General features: G+C 45.0%; 17 protein-coding genes. 8 read left to right on the top strand and 9 right to left on the bottom strand.

Annotation, left to right across the window (positions count from 1 at the left end; translation table 11 throughout):
* Window positions 1-11 precede the first annotated feature (11 nt).
* The 3 genes from NB504_RS17995 to NB504_RS17985 all read left to right on the top strand — a co-directional run bounded on the left by NB504_RS17995 (window position 12) and on the right by NB504_RS17985 (window position 3215).
* Window positions 12-521: a hypothetical protein gene (locus NB504_RS17995; RefSeq protein ID WP_013867962.1), complete on the top strand. Its 510-nt coding sequence runs from the start codon at window positions 12-14 to the stop codon at window positions 519-521.
* Window positions 522-591: 70 nt separating this feature from the next.
* Window positions 592-2382, top strand: a complete 1791-nt coding sequence (locus NB504_RS17990) for an HD domain-containing phosphohydrolase (protein WP_258429545.1) — start codon at window positions 592-594, stop codon at window positions 2380-2382.
* 140 nt (window positions 2383-2522) lie between these two features.
* Window positions 2523-3215, top strand: a complete 693-nt coding sequence (locus tag NB504_RS17985) for an HAD family phosphatase (RefSeq protein WP_258429543.1) — start codon at window positions 2523-2525, stop codon at window positions 3213-3215.
* Here NB504_RS17985 and NB504_RS18485 read toward each other — a convergent pair.
* Together NB504_RS18485 and NB504_RS17980 are read right to left on the bottom strand one after the other, a co-directional pair.
* Window positions 3172-3384: a transcription initiation factor TFIIIB gene (locus NB504_RS18485; protein WP_309303457.1), complete on the bottom strand. Its 213-nt coding sequence runs from the start codon at window positions 3382-3384 to the stop codon at window positions 3172-3174. The two genes, NB504_RS17985 and NB504_RS18485, sit on opposite strands and share 44 nt — an antisense overlap.
* 114 nt (window positions 3385-3498) lie before the next feature.
* Window positions 3499-4167, bottom strand: coding sequence for a DUF2238 domain-containing protein (locus tag NB504_RS17980; protein WP_258429542.1), 669 nt, complete (start codon window positions 4165-4167; stop codon window positions 3499-3501).
* A 306-nt stretch (window positions 4168-4473) separates the two neighbouring features.
* Between NB504_RS17980 and NB504_RS17975 the strand changes: the two genes are divergently transcribed.
* Window positions 4474-5097: a DNA-J related domain-containing protein gene (locus tag NB504_RS17975; RefSeq protein ID WP_170900289.1), complete on the top strand. Its 624-nt coding sequence runs from the start codon at window positions 4474-4476 to the stop codon at window positions 5095-5097.
* 166 nt (window positions 5098-5263) lie between these two features.
* On the opposite strand, the gene NB504_RS17970 is transcribed toward NB504_RS17975, so the two are convergent.
* The 4 genes from NB504_RS17970 to tesA all read right to left on the bottom strand — a co-directional run bounded on the left by NB504_RS17970 (window position 5264) and on the right by tesA (window position 11001).
* Window positions 5264-6919 (bottom strand): ABC-ATPase domain-containing protein, encoded by a 1656-nt coding sequence (locus NB504_RS17970; RefSeq protein ID WP_026028209.1) that lies wholly within the window; start codon window positions 6917-6919, stop codon window positions 5264-5266.
* A gap of 87 nt (window positions 6920-7006) precedes the next feature.
* Entirely contained in the window at window positions 7007-8917 is a 1911-nt protein-coding gene (locus tag NB504_RS17965; protein WP_258429541.1) for an EAL domain-containing protein, read from the bottom strand.
* 200 nt (window positions 8918-9117) lie between these two features.
* Complete coding sequence (gene fabV / locus NB504_RS17960) at window positions 9118-10317, bottom strand: enoyl-ACP reductase FabV (protein WP_258429540.1); 1200 nt, start codon at window positions 10315-10317, stop codon at window positions 9118-9120.
* An 81-nt stretch (window positions 10318-10398) separates the two neighbouring features.
* Window positions 10399-11001, bottom strand: a complete 603-nt coding sequence (gene tesA / locus NB504_RS17955) for a multifunctional acyl-CoA thioesterase I/protease I/lysophospholipase L1 (protein ID WP_017046085.1) — start codon at window positions 10999-11001, stop codon at window positions 10399-10401.
* On the opposite strand from tesA, the gene NB504_RS17950 reads away from it, so the two are divergent.
* From NB504_RS17950 to NB504_RS17940, 3 genes are all read left to right on the top strand, one after another.
* Window positions 11000-11674 carry an ABC transporter ATP-binding protein gene (locus NB504_RS17950; RefSeq protein WP_064626272.1) on the top strand — a complete coding sequence of 225 codons (675 nt, stop codon included), beginning with the start codon at window positions 11000-11002 and terminating at the stop codon, window positions 11672-11674. The genes tesA and NB504_RS17950 overlap by 2 nt on opposite strands.
* Window positions 11674-14115 carry an ABC transporter permease gene (locus NB504_RS17945; RefSeq protein ID WP_258429538.1) on the top strand — a complete coding sequence of 814 codons (2442 nt, stop codon included), beginning with the start codon at window positions 11674-11676 and terminating at the stop codon, window positions 14113-14115. Before NB504_RS17950 ends, NB504_RS17945 begins: the two co-directional genes overlap by 1 nt.
* Window positions 14116-14390: 275 nt before the next feature.
* Window positions 14391-15872: an FAD-dependent oxidoreductase gene (locus NB504_RS17940; RefSeq protein ID WP_405054822.1), complete on the top strand. Its 1482-nt coding sequence runs from the start codon at window positions 14391-14393 to the stop codon at window positions 15870-15872.
* A gap of 44 nt (window positions 15873-15916) precedes the next feature.
* Here the strand turns inward: NB504_RS17940 and NB504_RS17935 are convergent, their stop codons facing one another.
* From NB504_RS17935 to NB504_RS17925, 3 genes are read right to left on the bottom strand one after another with little or no spacing between them, the layout of a single operon-like run.
* Window positions 15917-16846 carry a biotin-dependent carboxyltransferase family protein gene (locus NB504_RS17935; protein WP_258429536.1) on the bottom strand — a complete coding sequence of 310 codons (930 nt, stop codon included), beginning with the start codon at window positions 16844-16846 and terminating at the stop codon, window positions 15917-15919.
* On the bottom strand, window positions 16843-17562 hold the full coding sequence (locus NB504_RS17930) for an allophanate hydrolase subunit 1 (protein ID WP_258429533.1): 720 nt from the start codon (window positions 17560-17562) through the stop codon (window positions 16843-16845). Before NB504_RS17930 ends, NB504_RS17935 begins: the two co-directional genes overlap by 4 nt.
* A 53-nt stretch (window positions 17563-17615) precedes the next feature.
* Window positions 17616-18359: a 5-oxoprolinase subunit PxpA gene (locus NB504_RS17925; RefSeq protein WP_194567358.1), complete on the bottom strand. Its 744-nt coding sequence runs from the start codon at window positions 18357-18359 to the stop codon at window positions 17616-17618.
* Between the two features lie 208 nt (window positions 18360-18567).
* Between NB504_RS17925 and galE the strand changes: the two genes are divergently transcribed.
* A complete protein-coding gene (galE, locus tag NB504_RS17920; RefSeq protein WP_129533013.1) occupies window positions 18568-19584 on the top strand; it encodes a UDP-glucose 4-epimerase GalE in 1017 nt (338 codons plus the stop codon).
* The last annotated feature ends 76 nt before the right edge of the window (window positions 19585-19660 follow it).

Below are 19660 nucleotides of genomic sequence, written 5' to 3'. Positions count from 1 at the left end.
AGTAAATAACAATGATTAACCAACCTGACGTTGCCGCCATTAAAAACCAATGGCTATTTGACCAAGTGAATGTCGAATTTCCAACAGAAGAGAGCTTACAAGGTCGAGATCTCTACCAAAAAGCGGTTGTTCAACGCAGTTCTCGCCCTTTTATTGAGCTCACTGAGGAGCCTAACCTATCGTTGCTTGAAGAGGTTTATTTGGTTGATTTTCATCGGATGACAATATGGTTTGCTCTGTTGCAAGCAAGCTTATGGAGCGATAAAAACGATCAATCAAAAGTTATCGAATTCTTTACCCAAATCATTTATTCAGCACCTTGCGAGCTTTACTTAGGTTTTCAAAATGGGGAGCCTGTGGCTGCTGGTATCGTCACCTCCACTTCACATGAGATACTCATCTCCGACATCGTGACTCTGGATAAAAATGCATTTGGAGGTGAAGATGTATTCACGCGGTTGTTGCTCGCAAAATGGCGTGCTAATCATGAGTGCAATGGTAATGTTTTTATAGAACAGTAGCTTGTCCTGATGAAATTGGTACTATAGCGCCTGGTTTGGTATTAATTTTAGCCTGCACGGAGAGCTATGTATGAATAAACAGCAAATAACATATTGGCTTAGTTGGACTGCTATGGTCTGTTATGCGCTGTTTTTGTCGTTTCCTGCTAAGTCAACTCGCTGGGAGCCTAAAAATATTCTTGTGCTGCATTCATACGAATCATCTTATCAATGGACATATGAATTTCAAAAGGGCATTGATGCTGTAGTTAAGAGCAGCAAAACACCGATTAAGCTCTCCATTGAATACCTTGATACAAAAAGAATTTATAGCCAAGAGTATCTTGATGAAGCCCAAAAATACCTCCACGTTAAATACCGTCATTATCCATTCGATGCGGTTATTATTACCGATGACAATGCGTTAAAGTTCACTAAAGGGCTCTCAAGCCTATTTAAACCAGATACGCCTATGGTTGCGGTTGGCATCAACGACAAAAGTGCCACACTCGATGACATGACTAAGTACAATAAAATTATTTATGAATCTGAAGCTATCATAGAAAACTTCCATTTAATCAAATCATTACGGCCAAAACTCAAGAAAATCTATTATTTATCAGATCAAAGTCATACTTCGCAATTGATCCGAAAAAAAGTCGATGAAGTGCTGGCTACGGATCTTTTAAAAGGTATCGAGTTTATCGATATTAACTCCATCACTTTGGCTGAAGCAGAAAAGGTTCTATTCCAGATTTCCCCTGATGATGCGGTACTGCTATCGCACTTTAATACAGAGATAAATCAAGGTGTTTACCATACTTATCAAGAGATTTCCTACCGCCTAGCACAAGCTAGCGCTGCCCCCATTTTTGTACTGTGGGAGTTTTATATTCGTGATGGTATTGTTGGAGGGTATGTTAACCGTTCTGAGCAACTGGGAAATGATATCTTGATGGCGTTAAACCAATTTGTCTCACTAGATTTAGCCTCCGCAGTTGACATGCAAATCAGTAGTGCAAGAGCGGTTTTTGATTACCAAGCCATGCAGCGACATCAGATTGACATGAAAGCCTTGCCACAGGATGTGTTGGTTCTTAATCGTCCTCTCTCTTATTTTGAACAGCATTGGAAAGTGTTACTCGCGGCTAGCTTTATTATTCTCTGTTTGCTGGTTGTGATTGTTATGCAAGGGGTGACCCTCAGACAAAAAAGAGAGCTTGGCGTCAAAAACCGTAAAATAGTGGTATTGCAAGAGCGTACATTAGCCGTACAGCGGGAAATGATTCATTTACTCGGAGAAGCAATAGAAACGCGCTCTGGTGAAACCGGTAATCATGTTAAGCGGGTAACAAGGCTCTCTGCGCTGCTGGCTCGTTTGTGCGGGTTAACGCAGCGCGAGGTAGAAATGATCGAGATCATCAGCCCAATGCATGATGTGGGAAAAATTGCGATTCCAGAGTCGATTTTGGATAAGCCTGGAAAATTAACACCAGATGAGTGGGAAATCATGCAGACTCACACTACCGCTGGTTATAACATCCTCAATACAAGCGAAGGTGATATAACTAAATTAGCTGCGATTGTCGCGCATGAGCACCATGAGCGTTGGGATGGTAAAGGTTATCCTAATCAGAAAAAAGGCACAGACATTCATATATTTGCTCGCATTACTGCGATAGTGGATGTGTTTGATGCTTTGCTAAGTGAACGTTGTTATAAAGAAGCGTGGCCGCTTGAGAATGTAGTAAGTTTATTTGAACGTGAATGCGGTTTTCAGTTTGACCCTACTTTAGCCAATTTATTGCTTAATCATTTGGATGATTTTATCCAAATCCGTAATTTGTATCCCGATACGACAAGCTACTACAGAGCCGGCTAAATACGCCCCATTGAGTATCAAAGAGTGATGTGGCTATAAGTTATGCATATCAACTCTTATCTTCGTTTCATTCTGTTAACTCAATCATTTTATACATTCACCCAGCGGTTAAAATTAAGCATTGGATGAAGGAAGTGTTTATGACTGAGAAAAAAATAAAATGTATTATTTTCGACTGTGAAGGTACTTTAGTTGATAGTGAGCGTTTGTGCTGCGAAGCGCTAGTCAATGTATTGAACCAACTAGGAGCCCACCTTACTTTTGCACAAGTGAGTAACCATTTTGAAGGTGGGAAGATTGCGGACATACTGTTTCAGGCACTTGAACATACGAACATTAACGCCGATCTTGATCTTTTAGAGAACCTTTATCGGGATAAAGTTAATGAGCTCTTCGAGCAATATCTTTCACCCATGGATGGTGCGATAGAACTACTTGAGTATTTACGCCAGCAGGGTATTGAATACTGTGTTACCTCTAATGCACCTAAAGAAAAAATATCATCAATTTTACAACGGAGCGGTTTGCTCCCTTTGTTTGAAGGACGCATTTTTTCAGCCTTTGATGCGAATAGCTGGAAGCCTGAACCTGATTTGATTCGTTATTGTGCGATGAATATGGGATTTCTTTTGCAAGAATGTATTTATGTGGATGATTCAGCAAAAGGGGTTGAAGCGGGTATCAATGCAGAGGTACCAACCGTTCAGCTAGCACCTCTTAACCCACAGGGTTTTTCTCAAGCGCCTAATGTCGTTGTTATCGACACATTACTCGAGCTTAAACCATGGCTCAATGCACATTGTTGGACAAGCAATGAATGTGTTTATGACTGATTAGCGCTGTGTGTACACCAATCATTTGCTGGACGCTTTGTAAGTGGTCGGTTTTAAAACCACATTGTGCGCAGATAAACTTTTCATTGTTTGTGGAAATAAAGTATTCGTCATGTTGACAAAGTGGACAGCAGTCTATTTTTTCAAGTGTTTTATTTATATTTTTCATAATCAATTCTCAGCAGCAAAAAGGGAGAGTCATGTTCTCCGTACTCACAGAATAAACACTAATCAAAACTTGCTCTCGGTAATATTTACCTTAGTTCCAAAAATTAGAGGCATTTCATACTTCACTGTAAGGAATGTTTGATTTTGGCCTAAACCATAATAGGCAAAGTGCCGTCATTGCCCCAAGGGTATCGCATAACATGTCTTTTTGTGCGTCCCAAATGTCGCCTTGTGAACCCAGAAAAGCGATTCCCTCATCACCACCCGCGATTGAGGCATAACACCATTCAATAATTTCGTAACCTGCTGCGATACTCATGATAGAGAAAAGCCCGAACAATGAGGCAATTAGCGGTTTACAGAGCTGCTTTCTAATTAAATATTCAGCGATAGGGTAGGCATAAAAGCCAATTGAGAAATGAGCGACGCGATCAAAATTATTACGAGATGATCCGATCAGTTCGTTGAACCAAGCAAACGGAACATCTGCAAATGTATATTTAGCCCCAATGGTGTGCAAACTAAGCCACACAAACATCAGAATATAAGCCGTTGAGCTAAAGCGTAGTTTTGTTGAAGCCCAATAGACGAGTGCTAAGATCCCTAGCGCTGGGATGATTTCTGCTAACCAGACAGCACGAGAAACCGGCGCGATCGCTGAAAATAGAAAGAGTACACCGTAGATCGCCGTCAAAAATAAAAGCGTGCGTGAGAAGTTGAGAGACATGTTTTTTCCTATCACAAAATACCGATGGATAGTGCCACTATTTTGCACGATGTTCAATTTTGTTGAATTCTGTATCTTATAGACGTAGAAATTTGTGTTTGAGATGTGCGTATCTACCTTCGTTTTGTGATTGATTTTCGCATTGTCTTGGCAAAGAGATCAGCAAGGTGGAGAAGATCATGCAACAACTCGATCTTTCTCTTTTTATGTATTGATAGATAGTGCGTGTGATAAACGGACTCTAGTTCAAAAAGCCAAGATAATATGCGGTAAGAAACTCGACAAAAAAGCGATATTGGATTTGAATGAAGAGAGAACCTTAATGTGAACGTCGAGACTATGTCCCAAAGTAGGCCCGAAAGTATGTCTGAAAGTTTAGAACTTACCGCTCAGTTTCAATCTTACATGGAAAATCCGCTGCTTTGGCCAATGTTGGAGGTGTTGCGTAAACAGCCTTCCGGTTGGAAAGTCCATACGTTAGCGGCACATTTAAGTGAACAGGGATTCATGCCTGTACTTGATAGCGCACCTGAAAAAGACCTCTTTAAGCGTAATTTTTTGATCATGAACGCGCTCTATCAGCTTCAAGAGACGCTTTACCCTGAAAAGTGGTTACAAGTATCAGCAATGGACATTGTACTAATGCCTGCGCATCGTGCCGTTAGTTGCGAGATCGACCCAGATGATCCATTGCGTGATTATTACACTCAGTGGAAAAATTATGAGGCTGATGAAGGAGAAGTGCGCCGCTTGTTGAACGAATTTTGGACTCGTTACCGTAAAGCAATGGGTGGAACGAGTAACCTTAATATGAATCGTCTTCAAGCATTGAGGCTGTTTAAATTACCAGTGGAAGCGACGCAAATTGAAATCCGAAAAACATGGCGCAAGTTGGCACTAAAGTGGCATCCAGATAGAGACAATGGCAATGCTGAAACGTTTCGAGTGTTGTGTGAAGCATGGAATATTTTGCGGCAAAATAGTTAAAGCCCAAACCTTAAACTCTAGACAAGATATTTGTCGAATAAGGTCAACTGGCACTGTAAGGCATACCTAAGCTAACTACCTGTAATGTACTGAAGCAATAAGGTATTGAAGTAAAAAAGAAGCGATCTCTCGCTTCTTTTTGCTTTTGTTGTAGGGGAGTTAATCTTTACTGGTGGTTTTTAAATTGCGACTTGCGCATACGGTTCAACGCCGCCATCACATCGATGACGCGTGGTTTCGCCAAATCACCGTGGTTTGGCATATTTTGGTGCCATGTTCCTGCTAATAAAGCCATCATCTCTTTGCTTGGTTGCGCTGACCACCCCGGTGTCTGCGCAAACTGGAACCAAGTCCAGCCAATCGCATTGACTTCAGAAGGTGACTCCAATTGTTCTAACGCATTTAAATCGGTAAATTCTTTGCCAAAGCGAAGCGAATCAACGCCTTTGGCAGAGACTCGGAATTTACCATCAACCAGTAATTTTTGCAGCGCAGTGCGATTCACCGCGCGTTCTGGGAAAATAGCCAGTGGCGTTTCACACTCGTTGTGACGAGCAGTTGGATGCTGTTTGATGACTTCTTTAGCTTTGTTAGTCACATCAACGGCGTGGTAGTCATGCATCTGGATGACAGTATCGGCGACATCTAAGTAATCACCGGATCCCCCCATAACAATCAGTGTTGAGATATCCAAATCATCGCGAAGTTGCCCGATACGATCAACCAATGGTGTAATGGGCTCATCACCTTTACTAACCAGCGCTTGCATACGCTCATCACGGATCATGAAGTTGGTGGCGGAAGTATCTTCATCAATTAGTAATGTACTAGCGCCAGATTCAATGGATTCTTGTAACCACGCAGCTTGCGATGTTGAACCAGACGCATCTTGAGTGCTGAAATCGGAGGTTTCTTTACCCATAGGTAGGTGATTGATGTAGTTGGACAAATTTAAATTATGTACGCAACGGCCATCTTCAGCGCGAATTTTCATGGCTTGATGATCCGTAACAATTCGCTCACGGCCATCGCCGGGAATATGGTTGTAAATTGAACGCTCAATCGCCGTTAACAAAGTCGATTTACCGTGAAAACCACCGCCGACGATAAGGGTTATACCTTTGGGGATGCCGAGTCCTTTAATTTTTCCTTGGTTTGGTGTCTCAAGCTCAACTTCTAACGATGTGGGGGCTTGGAAAGTAACGGCGTCTTTCATCGGCAGATCACAGTTACCTGCTAAGCGAGGTAATACGCTGCCATTGGCCACAAAAGCAACCAGATTGTGCTGTGCCAGTTGTGCACGCATTGCTTCTTGATCTTCGATCACAGCGCAATGCTCAAGTAGGGCATCTTTATCCAGTTCACGTTCAATGGTGGCCCTGCGAATGAATTTTGGCAGGTAGAAGGTGATGATGTTGAGCGCTTTCTTGGCCAGAATGTCACGACCTTCAGCGGGTAAATTGATGCGAAAACGAAGCTCAATACCATGCTCCGTAAAGAGAACAGCTGTACTATCAAGCACCGTTTGGCCCGTCAATGCGATGGCAATATGGTTCTCTTGCTTAGCAAACTCCGCAAAACTACGAGCGATAAAATCTCTTGCAGCCATTTGATAAGCCGGTGATTTCTCTTTTAACCATTCCAGACCGGTCAGAGACCATGCTCGAGTAGCGCGAAAGCGAGATGCAGAAGCGTAAGGGTCCGCTTGGATATGATCGATATGCAAGGTGAAATCACCAAATTCGTATTGACCTTTGATCTGCTGATAGGCGCGGTAGTTCTGTTTTTCTAGCTTTTTGAGAATTGATGTTAATAAATCCATCTCGATATCGCTCGTTTGGAAAGGAAAGGCGGCGATTATAGGAACCGCCACACTGAGAGTAAAGACATGATAAGGGATTCCTTTATCCTACAAAACCTTTGTCTCGACAGGGTGTGCATAATTTTGGTTCAGTAGCCCAGCCTCAAACTCGTCACAAGGCATTGGTTTACCATAGAAATAGCCTTGGCCAAACTCACACCCTTCACTGATGATAAAGTCTTCTTGGCTTTGATTTTCAATCCCTTCGAGGATCACTTTCAGCTTTAATTTTTTGGCAACGTGAATGATTGAGCGAACAATTTCTTTATCTTCCTCACTTTGATCCAATTGATGTACAAAGCTTTTATCTATTTTTATGCAATCGAAGGGAAATTTTTTCAAATAGCTGAAAGAGGCGTAGCCCGTGCCGAAATCATCAAGTGACAACGTCACGCCTAGTTGGTGTAGAATTCGCAGTGTGTTGCGAGCCACCACTTCATCCGCAATCAAACAGCTTTCTGTTACTTCCAACTCTAAGTATCGAGCTGGAAGTTGGTAGGTGTTCAGTAGCTCACGAACTTGGTCTGCGAATTGGGCATTCTTCAATTGGACGGCTGAAACGTTAATAGCCATTTTGAAATTATCGACCTGTTTTGCCCATTGGCTCGTTTTTTCGATGGCCGATCGCAGGACAAAGTTACCCACTTCAAAAATCAGTCCATTTTGTTCGGCCATGTGAATTAAGGTTTCATTGGATATATCGCCCAATACGGGATGCCGCCAACGTAGTAGCGCTTCTGCCCCCGTCCAGCGATGAGTGGTTGGAGAGACCTTAGGTTGAAAATAGAGCATGAGCTCATCGTTGCGCACTGCTCGTAATAAGTAGCTTTCTAATTGGTTGATTTGCCGGAGTGAGTCACTGAACACTTGCGAGTGATAGCAAAACTTATGACCGGAATCTTTGCAAGAGACCATGGCAGCAGAAGCTTGTTTGAGCAGTTCTATAGCATTGTCAGTGTCTAAACTCGTTGCAATACCAATATAGGAATGAAGATGAACATTATGGTCATCGAGCTTAAATTCAGAATGACCGATTTCGACCAATTTATGGCACAACTTTTCCAAGTGACGCGCTAATAGTTTTGTTTTGACGATCAAGACTAAATCTGTCGACGTGGGTCGAGCGGTCAATATTTCAATTTTATCGCAGCGGCCTAGTCGCTCACGATATCGAGCGATGACTTGATCCCATGCTCGGTAGCCAAAGTGAGATTGAATATGACGAGCATTAGTGAAACCAATATGAATGGCGGCAACTTCGGTGTGCTGTTTTGTTGCTTGTAAAAGGCTATTTTTGAGTTCCAATTCAAGTGCGTTGCGATTTAAAAAACCTGTGCTGACGTCATGCCACTTTTGATATTGAATCTGTTGTTCTGCGGCGCGGCGTTTATCGATCTCTTGCGTGAGCGAGTAGTTGAGATCAGCAAGATCTTGTGTTCGGTTATCGACGCGAAGCTGAAGCTCATCATTGAGCTGCTGAAGTCTTACTTGTTGGTATAAGGTGGTGAGCTGGGATTCAATGGTATCGCGAAAACTCTCCAGTAACTGCCGATAGGTGGGGCCAAAATGGTTCTCCTTGCTATCGAGTACGCAAATGGTGCCAAACATATCACCATTCGGCCACTTTAATGGGATGCCACAATAGGCAATCATGCCCAGTGGTACATCTGGATTATGCATCCATTTTTTATCGGCTAAAGCATTCGGGACCAATAGTTCCTGCTGTGTTTGCATCACAGTTTCACAGTACAGACCTTGTCCTAAGGGTTCTTTATGTCCGGTTTGATAGGGGTTGTCGACGTTGGTATTTTTACAGAATATTTCGAGTTTTTGCTGGCTAGCACGCATGATCAATGCGCTCGGGACGTTTAAAATTTCAGCGAGTAAATTCACAATGCGTTGCCATCCATCCATCATTGAAGAGGGGATGAGCATCTCATGTGTCTTTATTTTCGACATATTATCAAATTCCTTTGGACGACAAAGCTTAAAAAAGCCGAGCATTCATTGCTCTAGACTGACGATGACAAGATCCGCTCCTATGACCATAGTATGGTATTAAGAATAAGAACGCGCCGCCAATGTAACAAAAAAAAGCCCCAATAAAATATTGGGGCATTGAGATAGTTAGCTGTGTCTCGTAAATGATACGGAAGGAGTTAATCGGCTTGCTTGATATAATGGTCGATATTAATTTCTTGAGCATAATCAACACAGTCAAAGTCGAAGCCATTGAGCTGCATGAATTCTCGCTTAAAGCCCTTATAGTCACCTAGTTGCTTAAAGTTGTACTGATCCATTTTCTCCAGTAAATCGGCCACTTTTTGCTGAGTATCTGGGTTGAGCTCCCAATCGTCCATACGGATCAGTCGTTCGCTATCAACGGGTACTTTGCCTTTGCTAGAGAGTTTTTCGCTAAACAGACGCTGCATCTGCTCGATACATCCTTCGTGCGTCTCTTTTTCTTTCATCACCTTATACAATGCGACAATGTAAGGGCTTAAATTGGGAATGAACACGCTCGCCTTCGTGACTAAAGCTTTACAAACAGTTGCATAAGCCCCGCCGCCATAGTTAGACAATTTTAGGTTGAGAGAGTGGCTGGTTTGGTGCAAATCAATTTTGGCGCGTCCCAGTGTACCGTCAAGATAAATGGGGTGAGTAATCTGAGGGCCGATGTATGAAAAAGCAATGGTTTTACACCCTTGTGCAATCGATTCAGCGTTGATCAGCGTATCTATCCAGTTTTCCCAATCCTCGCCACCCATCACTTTCAGTGTACTTTCGATCTCTTCGTCATTTGCAGGGGCAATGGTGGTTTCTACCCACGTATCGTTTTCTAGTAATATCGTCGCACCAGAAACGGCCTCACCAATCGGTTTGATGGCGGAGCGCCAATACTGATCTGAATTGGGTTTTGGTCTCATGCCGCTGGCGATACTGTAAATGACTAAATCGACTTCCCCTTCAAAATAGGTCTCTATCGCTTCAATCACTTGCTCGCGTACTGATGGTGAAAAAACATCCCCATCGATATTGACGGCGACTCGACCCGCTTGCTCGGCCTGTTGTTTAAAAAAGAGATTGTTGTACCAACCAGCACTACCAACCCCTTTTTCTGATGGCGTTTTTTCAAAGGAAACGCCAATCGTATCGGCTTCTGAACCACCAAAGGTTAGGGCAATGCGGGCGGCGAGCCCAAAGCCTGAAGATGCGCCTAAAATGAGAACTCGTTTTGGCCCGTGAGTGATCGGTCTGCAAGATTTTACGTAATTAATCTGTTGTAACACAGCTTGTTCGCATCCGAGTGGATGAGCAGAGCGAGCGACCACACCTTTGATCACAGGTTCAATGTGCATAGTTTGTACCTTTGCGGTTAGGGGAATGGTCTAAAAAATATCGTAAAACTAGGTAAAGTTCATTGAGCTGAGGCATTAAAATCAGAGATGCTCTGCTAAATGTTGCGCAACAAAATTGGCGATCCACGGCTGAGCGTCGACCGTCGGATGTAAGCCATCGGCCATCATCCACTCGGGTTTAATGATCACTTGCTCTAAGAAAAAAGGCAGCAACGGCACAGTGTGTTGGAGGCTAAGCTCAGAATAGAGGCTATAAAAGGCATCGCTGTAGCGTTTGCCATAATTTGGTGGAATGCGAATCTGCATCAAAAGAGGGGTTGAGCCTGCTTTTTTTATTTGGCCAATAATGGCGGTTAAATTGCTGCTGATCAATTGAGGTGGAAAGCCACGCAATCCGTCGTTTGCACCAAGCTCAATAAGCACCGCATCAGGGGTATGTAGGGTGAGTAGTGACGGTAAGCGGGCTAGGCCATTGCCCGTTGTATCGCCAGAAATACTGGCATTAATGACATCAATGTCTGATTTACCTTCAGCTTGCAACGCATTAGGTAGCAAGCTAGGCCAAGCGTTTTCAATCGGCATTTGGTAACCGGCGCTTAAACTATCACCCAATATCAAGAGTGTGGTACTACTAGCGCTAGCCGAGAATAATAAAATACAAATCAAGGAAAGAAGTCGAGTCATGCAAACATCCGTTATTAGAGCACATTCATTATCTAAAACAGTCTCTACCAATCAAGAGCATTTAACAATCCTAAAAGAGGTAAACCTAGAGATCAAAAGTGGTGAAAGCGTGGCGATAGTCGGAACGTCTGGTGCGGGGAAATCAACCCTGATGACGCTGTTGGCTGGGCTTGATACGCCGACACGCGGAGAGGTAGAGCTATTGGGTCAGCCATTGTCTCAACTGGACGATGAAGGACGTGCGGCGATCCGCAGTCAATCTGTTGGCTTTGTGTTTCAAAGCTTTTTGCTGATCCCAAGCTTGTCTGCGTTAGAGAACGTGACGCTACCTTGTTTGTTAAAAGGCGAAAAAGAGGATGTGGATCGTGCTAAATCCTTGTTGACGGCCGTTGGTTTATCGCATCGAATGCATCACTCTCCTGCACAACTTTCAGGGGGCGAGCAGCAACGAGTCGCGCTAGCAAGAGCCTTTATGATCAATCCGAAAGTGCTGTTTGCCGATGAGCCTACTGGCAACCTTGATCAAGAAACCGCGGCGAAAGTGGTTTCATTGCTGTTTGAATTAAATAAGCAGCACGGAACGACCTTAGTGCTGGTTACCCATGATCCCGTTCTTGCGGCGCAATGTGACCGCATTTTCCACATGCAAGCCGGTATGTTGGAGGAGCGGTAATGAGCGAGATGTCGAACCGTTCACTCAATAAACGATTAATTCGCTGGAGCTTAGGTGAGATCCGCCACGGACAGCTATGGCCTATTTCAGTGGCGTTAACCTTGATCATTGCTTGTATTTTTGCGCTGACTGCCTTAGCTGAGCGTATGGAGCAAGTGATTGTTAAACAAGGTAAAGACGCACTCACTGCCGATAGTGTGTTTGTTTCCGCAAACCCACCCCCAGCGTCATTGCTCGATCAGATCGAGCGCTTGCAACTGCCGTCTTCACAACTTACGCGTTACGCGACAATGGCATTCAGTGAGCGCGGTATGCAGTTAGTCACTGTCAAAGCAGTGGATAGTGCTTATCCGCTACGCGGTGAAATGCGTCTTTCTGATGATGTGACGACATTTCAGCACCTTGCGCCGAATCAACTGTGGTTAGATGAACGAGTGTTTGCGCAATTAGACGTTCAAATTGGTGATCAGGTCACGCTGGGCGATGCCGACTTTACGGTATCGGGACGCATCCTTGAGGAGCCGGGACTCAGCTTTAATCCGTTTCAACAGATGCCAGCGGTGTTGATCCACCAAGACGATGTGGCTCGTACTGGTGCACTTCAATTGGGGAGCCGAGTGCAATTTAGCGTGTTCATTAATGGTGATGATGGACAGATTGAAGCAGTAAAACAGCCCGTTACTTTAACGCCTAGCGATCGTTGGCGCGACCGAAATAGCGCCAGCCGAACGAATGAGGTTTTTGAACGCACAGAGCAATATTTGTCGTTAACCGTAGCGATTGTGATCATCATGGCGGCAACCACATTAGTCCTGACTTGTCAGCACTATGTTTCTACGCGGCAAAAAACCATCGCCATGTTAAAAAGCCTTGGAGCGAGCAAACGTTGGATCCGCCAATGGTTGATCGTACAAGTGGTGATTTTGTTTGTTTCTGCTGCGGTGCTTGGGGTATTGATCGGCATTGGCCTAGAGTCTTTATTACGCGTGCCGCTGGTGGATTTATTGCCTACGCCTTTACCGAGTTATGGCGCTAAACCCGCTTTTATTGCGCTGATGGCGAGTGTATTGATCGCTTTTCCTGCACTCGGCATTCCTTTACTGCATTTGCTAGATACCAGTGCGCTCAATGTCATGCAAACAGAGCGAGCGAAACCGAATCATCGCCGTAATGGGTTGCTCATCTTGATTCCGTTAGTGCCGATGCTGTGGGCTTATTGGAATAATCTCTTAGTGTGGATTGTGTTGGCTGGGATCGTGACGCTTTTTGCGGTGCTTGCTGTGGTCAGTGTTTTGGTGGCTCGTAGTTTAGGACGTCTTCCGCTCTCTACCGCGCTTAAATTAGCGCTCAGCCGAATCAATCGTTCGGCAATCACGACCGGAGTCCAGTTTGGTGCGTTAGGATTATCGTTAATGTTATTGGCGATCATCTGGTTGGTGCGTACCGATTTACTCTCTGATTGGCAGCGAACCTTACCCAGCGATGCTCATAACGCATTTGCACTCAACATTTCACCAAATGAAGTTAATGATTACCTTAACACGTTAGACAGCGCCAACATTGTGCGTTCGCAAGCCTATCCGATCATCCGAGGGCGTTTATCGACTATTAATGGCATAGAGGCCAAGCAACAAGCTCAAGGTGAAGAGGGGAGTGATGCGTTGAGGCGAGAGCTCAATTTCACTTGGGGAGAATCGCTACCCAGCAACAACCAACTGACGGCAGGAGCGTGGACAGAGCAAGGTGGCGTTTCGGTTGAATCCGACGTTGCTCGTGATTTGGGGCTGAAACTGGGTGATAGTTTGGGGTTTGTGATCAATAGCCAAACCGTGGAAGCGAAAGTAAATTCCATTCGCCAAGTCGAGTGGCGAGAAATGAAGCCTAACTTCTATTTCATTTTTACCCCAGACCTATTGCAGGAGATCCCTGCCACGTGGCTGGTGAGTTTCAGAGCGCAAGATCAAGATAACGCCTTGCTTGCCACCCTTGCTCGCACTTACCCTACGGTCAGTTTGATGGATATCCGTGCAATGGGCGATAAGATTCAAACTTTGCTGACGCAAATTATCTGGTCAGTGACAGTGCTGGCTGCAATGGGTGTGATTGCTGGTATTTTGCTGATTTTTACTCTGTTGCGTTTAAGTTTAAGCCAGAGGCAACAAGAAATTCGCTTATACCGCACTTTAGGGGCCAGCAAGCGCCGCGTCGAGCAGACTATTTGGGCTGAATACGGTTTGATGGCGCTCATTGCCGGAGTTGTCGCAAGCCTTGGCTCTGACGCGGTGGTGGCCTGCGTCATGAAGTTCGGTTTTGAACTAGAACCTATGGCGCATTACAGCATGTGGTTGGTGCTACCCTTGGCGACGTTTTGCACATTATCGCTGGTCGTGAGTAGTTTAATTAAGCGGCTGTTAACCCCTATAAATAAAGAGTTTAACTAGCGATATCCATAATCCCAGACTGAGTTATCCACAAAAACAGTGGATAAAGTTTGGGATAACTCGACGGCTTGATAACGGCCTATTTGCGCTTAGCCCCGTAGTTACCTTGGGTTGCGCAGTTTTGTTATTCACAAGGTTGAAAAAACGTCGTTTTGGCTTTATTGAGTCAAGCAATTTTTTAAGTTATTTGTCGATTATGCGTATTGCTTGTTAGTCGTAAAACAGATAAGACCACGTGAAAAATGTGATTTTAATAACGCTTTACAAGCTTTAGAATGCATCCGGGTTTTCCAGAGTACTCGTATCTTATGTCATATAAAAAGTTCAATACAGATTCTCCATGTGTCGCAATTATTGGTGGGGGTGTGGCTGGTGCCACTGCCGCCGTTCATATGGGAGAACTGGGGCTCAATGTGCTGCTTTTGGAAAAAAGCGCCGGTCTCGTCAATGGGCCGCCGATTTGCCATCTGCACGCGGGCGGTAACCTCTATCGCGAAATTTCGCAGCAGCAGTGTCTTGAGTTACTTAAGCAGTCGATTGAAACCGTCAGGCTCTATCCCCACACGCTGAATAAGCGACCGACTGTGATTGCTGTTCCGCATAGTGATGGCGGTGAGCCGCAAGCCTTATTGCCAAGGCTAGAGCTTATTCAGCGCAGCTATCAACAATTGGTTGATGAAGACCCACGTAATCAGCAGCTTGGTCAACCCCAAGAGTATTTCAAACTCTACAGCCGTGAAGCACTGCAGGTATTAGCAACTCAGCAACAGAGTGATCAACCGACATCATTCGATGATTGGGTGATCCCTTTTGCTCAACATGCAGATTTAAATCAGTTGAAGTACCCAGTCATTGCGGTGCAAGAATACGGTTGGAGTGTTTTTCGGCTGGCGGCCAGTGCTGAGCTTGCGTTAGCGGCGATACCTCATTGCCAAGTTTTAACGCACGCTCAATTAATCAAATCTGATTTTATTGATGAGCAATGGCAGCTCGTTTATCTGGATGCTCAAAAGCATGAACACGTTATTCATGCCGATTATTTAGTCAATGCATGTGGTTATGAAACGGGAATAGTCGATGATTTGGCTAAGGCTCCGCGTCAACGCTTGGTGGAATTTAAAGCGGCCTACGTTACCCGTTGGGCAGAATGCGATCAGCAATGGCCAGAAGTGATTTTTCACGGGCCAAGAGGCACCCCACAAGGAATGGCTCAGTTAACACCGTATGCTGATGGTCTATTTCAGTTGCATGGTATGACTGAGGGAATCACGTTATTTAAAGATGGGTTAGTGGCCTCGCAAGCTGGATCATCACAGCCCGTATTGCCTGATTATCTCGAACGCAAAATTAAGAACGGTTGGCAACAGGACGCACTGCAAGAGCGCAGTGAACGAGCCATACACCACATGAGTCAGTTCATCCCACAGTATATTCAAGCACAAGTGGCTGGTAAGCCACTGTTTGGTGCGCAGCAAATTCCCGGCCAAGATGCCACATTACGAGCCGCTGATGTTACGTTTGAAGCTCATAATTATGCGCGGATCGAAGTGGTTAAAGGTTCATCCGCGTTGGAAGCGGCAACTAAAATTGTTCAGCATTGGCAGTTAGTGAACGATGAAGACTTGCTACAATCGATAGAAGCTCGTCACCCAATCAGCATGAGTTTGGCTCTTGAACAGGTGGAAGAGAAAGCTATCGCGTTAGCTAAGGCACGCGCTTATCCTGAAGCATTGGCAAAAATTGTCGGTATGGTTTGATTGGTGACACCTTGCGGTTTTCTAAAGGAGCAAGGTGATAGTTGTTAGTAGCCGAAATAACGCGCCCATTGGCACCAAACCTCTTGCAGGCCTTGTATATCACCTTTGACAAAACGTATTTTTTGCCCCGGTTTTGCTTGTGCCAAACGGGGCAGATCAATGCGAGCCACACACCCTAATTTAGGGTAACCGCCGATGGTTTGGCGATCGTTGAGTAAAATGATCGGTTGGCCATCTGGCGGGATTTGAATCGCCCCCAAAGCAATTCCTTCCGATAAAATAGGTGTCGCGGGTGGGGTAACCGTATCGCCATTAAGACGATAGCCCATGCGATCGGCATGCTGACTGACAGTGAAGCTGGTTTGATAAAAGCGATCGAGTTGCTGCGATGAAAATTGCAGGGCTTGGTAGCCTTCAATGACGCGTAATTTAAGTGGCAGATTATAATCAGGCTTATAACGAAAAGTAATGTGTACGGGTTTGTTATCGATAGCGTGGGGATTAAAGTGCAGTGAATCGCCCGCTTGCAGTGGTACACCGTTTTGCGTTAACCCACCAAGCTGTTCTTTGGGTACGGTGGCAACACTACCTAAATGGTGAGGCACAATGAACCCTCCGCGCACGGTCAAATAAGCTCTTAAGCCATTTTTGGCTAGGCCAAATTTCAGTGTTTGCCCGGCTTGCGCGCTAAAGCTTCGCCAATTACCAATAACTTTGCCATCTAACGTGGCCGATAAATCACCACCTGCAATTGCCAGCATACATGGATGTTTAACATGAAATTCCGCCTGACCAAGCGTGATTTCAAGCGTTGCTAAATTGACTCGGTTACCCAGTAAATGGTTGGCCCAACTGTAGGCGTAATCATCGACTGGTCCTGATTGAGTAACACCGATATGACTGAGACCAAAGCGGCCAAAATCTTGAATTAAGCTCAGTTGACCGGGTTTTATCACCTGTAGTAGGGGGCTCATGAATGGTGCTCCCACTGCGCGGCTAATTGAGGTATTTCACCTCCCAATGATAAAAATTCCTCGCGAGTCATCGCTGTAAACTTCACTTTAGTTCCAATTGAAAAAGGCGTCATCGCTGTTTGATGAGGAGAAAAGAGCGCATGGGGGCAATTGGCGATGATATTCCATCCTCCGGGAGAGTTGTTCGGATAGACGGCCGTTTGCTGTTCTGCAATCGCGACGCTGCCTTTGACCACACTAAGGCGTGGGGTGGCATGGCGCGGTAAGCGTAATTGTTCATCTACTTCAGCCATAAAGGCAAAGCCTGGTGCAAAACCGACGGCACAAACGGTGTAGACCGTTTGAGTGTGCAGCGCGATAACTTGTTGCGTGGATAAACCAAGCGCATGGTAGCGCTTTAAATCTGGGCCGACACTTTCATCGTAGTAAGCGCCAAGCTCAACCAAATTGTGGGTGGCTTCCACAGCGAAAGATAAGGCCGAGATCGCTGTGATCAATTGCTGCTCTAGCTCCCTTTGACTTATACGATAAGGAAGGTAATCGATCAAAATGGTAGTGTAAGAAGGGGTGACATTCATCAGGTAAGCAGAAAACTGCACCATGATCTGTTGCGCAATTTGTCCGATATCGAGTGACAGTTCGGCCGATGGCGGGTGAGCAAAACGCAATAAGAGGCTGCATTCCGCAACGGGCTCAATGCTGTAGTTCAATGTCACTGAACACTCCTTGTGATGACGTTGTGGCTGCTAGGAGATATACGAGTAATGGTTCAACGCTCTCGTAGACAAATTCGGATTTTTTCTATCAGTTCAATCGCCGCCGGGTTATCGCCATGCACGCAAATCGTATCGGCTTCGATAGGGATCACAAAGCCATCCGAGCTGGTCACTTTTCCGTAATCAACCAGTTGTTTAATTTGATTGATGATCGCTTCTTCATTCGTCAGCACTGCATTGGCTTGGCCTCTTGGAGTGAGCATACCATTAGCGAGATAAGTTCGGTCGGCAAAGGCTTCAAACAGCAATGGCACGTCATAAGCATCGGCGATATCAAGGTAATCTTGGTTATTGCCTGAAGCTAAGATCATCAAGGGCACATTGAAGCAAGAAACTGCATCGACCACTGCGCGAAAGACAGATTTGTCACGCATCATATCGTTATATAAAGCCCCATGAGGTTTAACGTAGCTTATCTCGGCATTTTTGCTCTCACATAATGCCTTGAGTGCGCCAATCTGGTAAATCAGTAACTCGCATATCTCTTCTTCGTTAAAACTCATTGAACGGCGACCAAAACCTTGCAAATCGGGGTAACCCGGGTGAGCGCCAATCATTACATCAAATTGAATCGCCAGCTCAATCGTTCGGCTCATCACGTGTGGGTCAGAGGCATGAAAGCCACACGCAATATTGGCCATGTCAATCCAAGGCATCACCAACTCATCAGCGCCCATTTGCCATGCACCGAAGCTCTCGCCCATGTCACAATTGAGAGTGATTGTTCTTTTTGTCACGGGTTGCATCATCCTTGAGTGTCCATGTTGAGTAACTTGCCGTAATCAAAAGCAATATACAGTGATCCGATTCATTGTTTGGCGATAAGTATGGGCCGAAAGAGAGCGAATTGGCCTGATAGACAAACATTAAAGCAGATTGATTTATAAGTGAAGTTTAGGTTGAAAGTCGTTAAACTTGCACAACCAATGTCAGAAGGTAAAAACAATGAAAGTATTAGTGACAGGCGGGATGGGGTATATCGGCAGCCATACCTGCATTCAAATGATCTACGCCGGTATGACACCCGTAATTTTTGACAACTTATACAATAGTAAAGCATCGGTTTTAGAGCGCATCGAAAAAGTGTCCGGTGTGAAGCCGATGTTCGTCCATGGTGATGTACGCAACCAAGCACAACTGGTTGAAGTGATGAAAGCGCAAAATATTCAAGCGGTGATCCATTTCGCAGGCTTAAAAGCAGTCGGTGAGTCAGTAGAAAAGCCATTGGAATATTACGATAACAATGTGAATGGCACATTGGTACTGGTGGCGGCCATGCGTGAAGCTGGCGTGAAGGCACTTGTTTTTAGTTCATCTGCAACCGTATACGGTGACCCAGCCTCAGTGCCTATTACCGAAGATTTCCCAACCAGCGCGACGAACCCTTATGGCCGTAGTAAGTTAATGGTTGAAGAGTGCTTGGCCGATTTCCATAAAGCCAACCCAGATTGGAGCATTACACTGCTGCGCTATTTTAACCCTGTAGGTTCACATCCATCAGGCGAGTTAGGTGAAGATCCACAAGGCATTCCGAACAACCTAATGCCTTTTGTCTCGCAAGTGGCCGTGGGTCGAAGAGCATTTCTCTCTGTTTTTGGCAGTGATTACCCAACTAAAGACGGCACAGGTGTTCGCGATTATATTCACGTAATGGACCTAGCCGATGGTCATATTGCTGCGCTGGAAAAAGTAGGCCAACAAGCAGGCTTGCACATTTATAACCTAGGCACAGGAAATGGCTACAGTGTACTAGAGATGGTGAAAGCGTTTGAACAAGCGTCAGGTAAAAGCGTGCCGTACCAATTGGTCGAACGCCGCGCTGGTGATATTGCGGAGTGTTGGGCAGATCCAAGCAAAGCGATGGCGGATCTAGGTTGGAAAGCGACTCGCAGCCTAGAAGCGATGACACAAGATACGTGGCGTTGGCAGTCAAATAATCCACAAGGTTATCCTGAGTCTTAAGCTCTTGCTTCAACTTCTCTGCGATGAATGAAATAAATAGCCAGTCAAATGACTGGCTATTTTGATCTGACTTGGT

It is taken from the genome of Vibrio sp. RM-69-4 (assembly GCF_024743775.1).
GTDB classification, from domain to species: domain Bacteria; phylum Pseudomonadota; class Gammaproteobacteria; order Enterobacterales; family Vibrionaceae; genus Vibrio; species Vibrio anguillarum.
The sequence above is the reverse complement of the archived record's forward strand: the minus strand, read 5'-3'. Positions and strand labels throughout refer to the sequence as shown.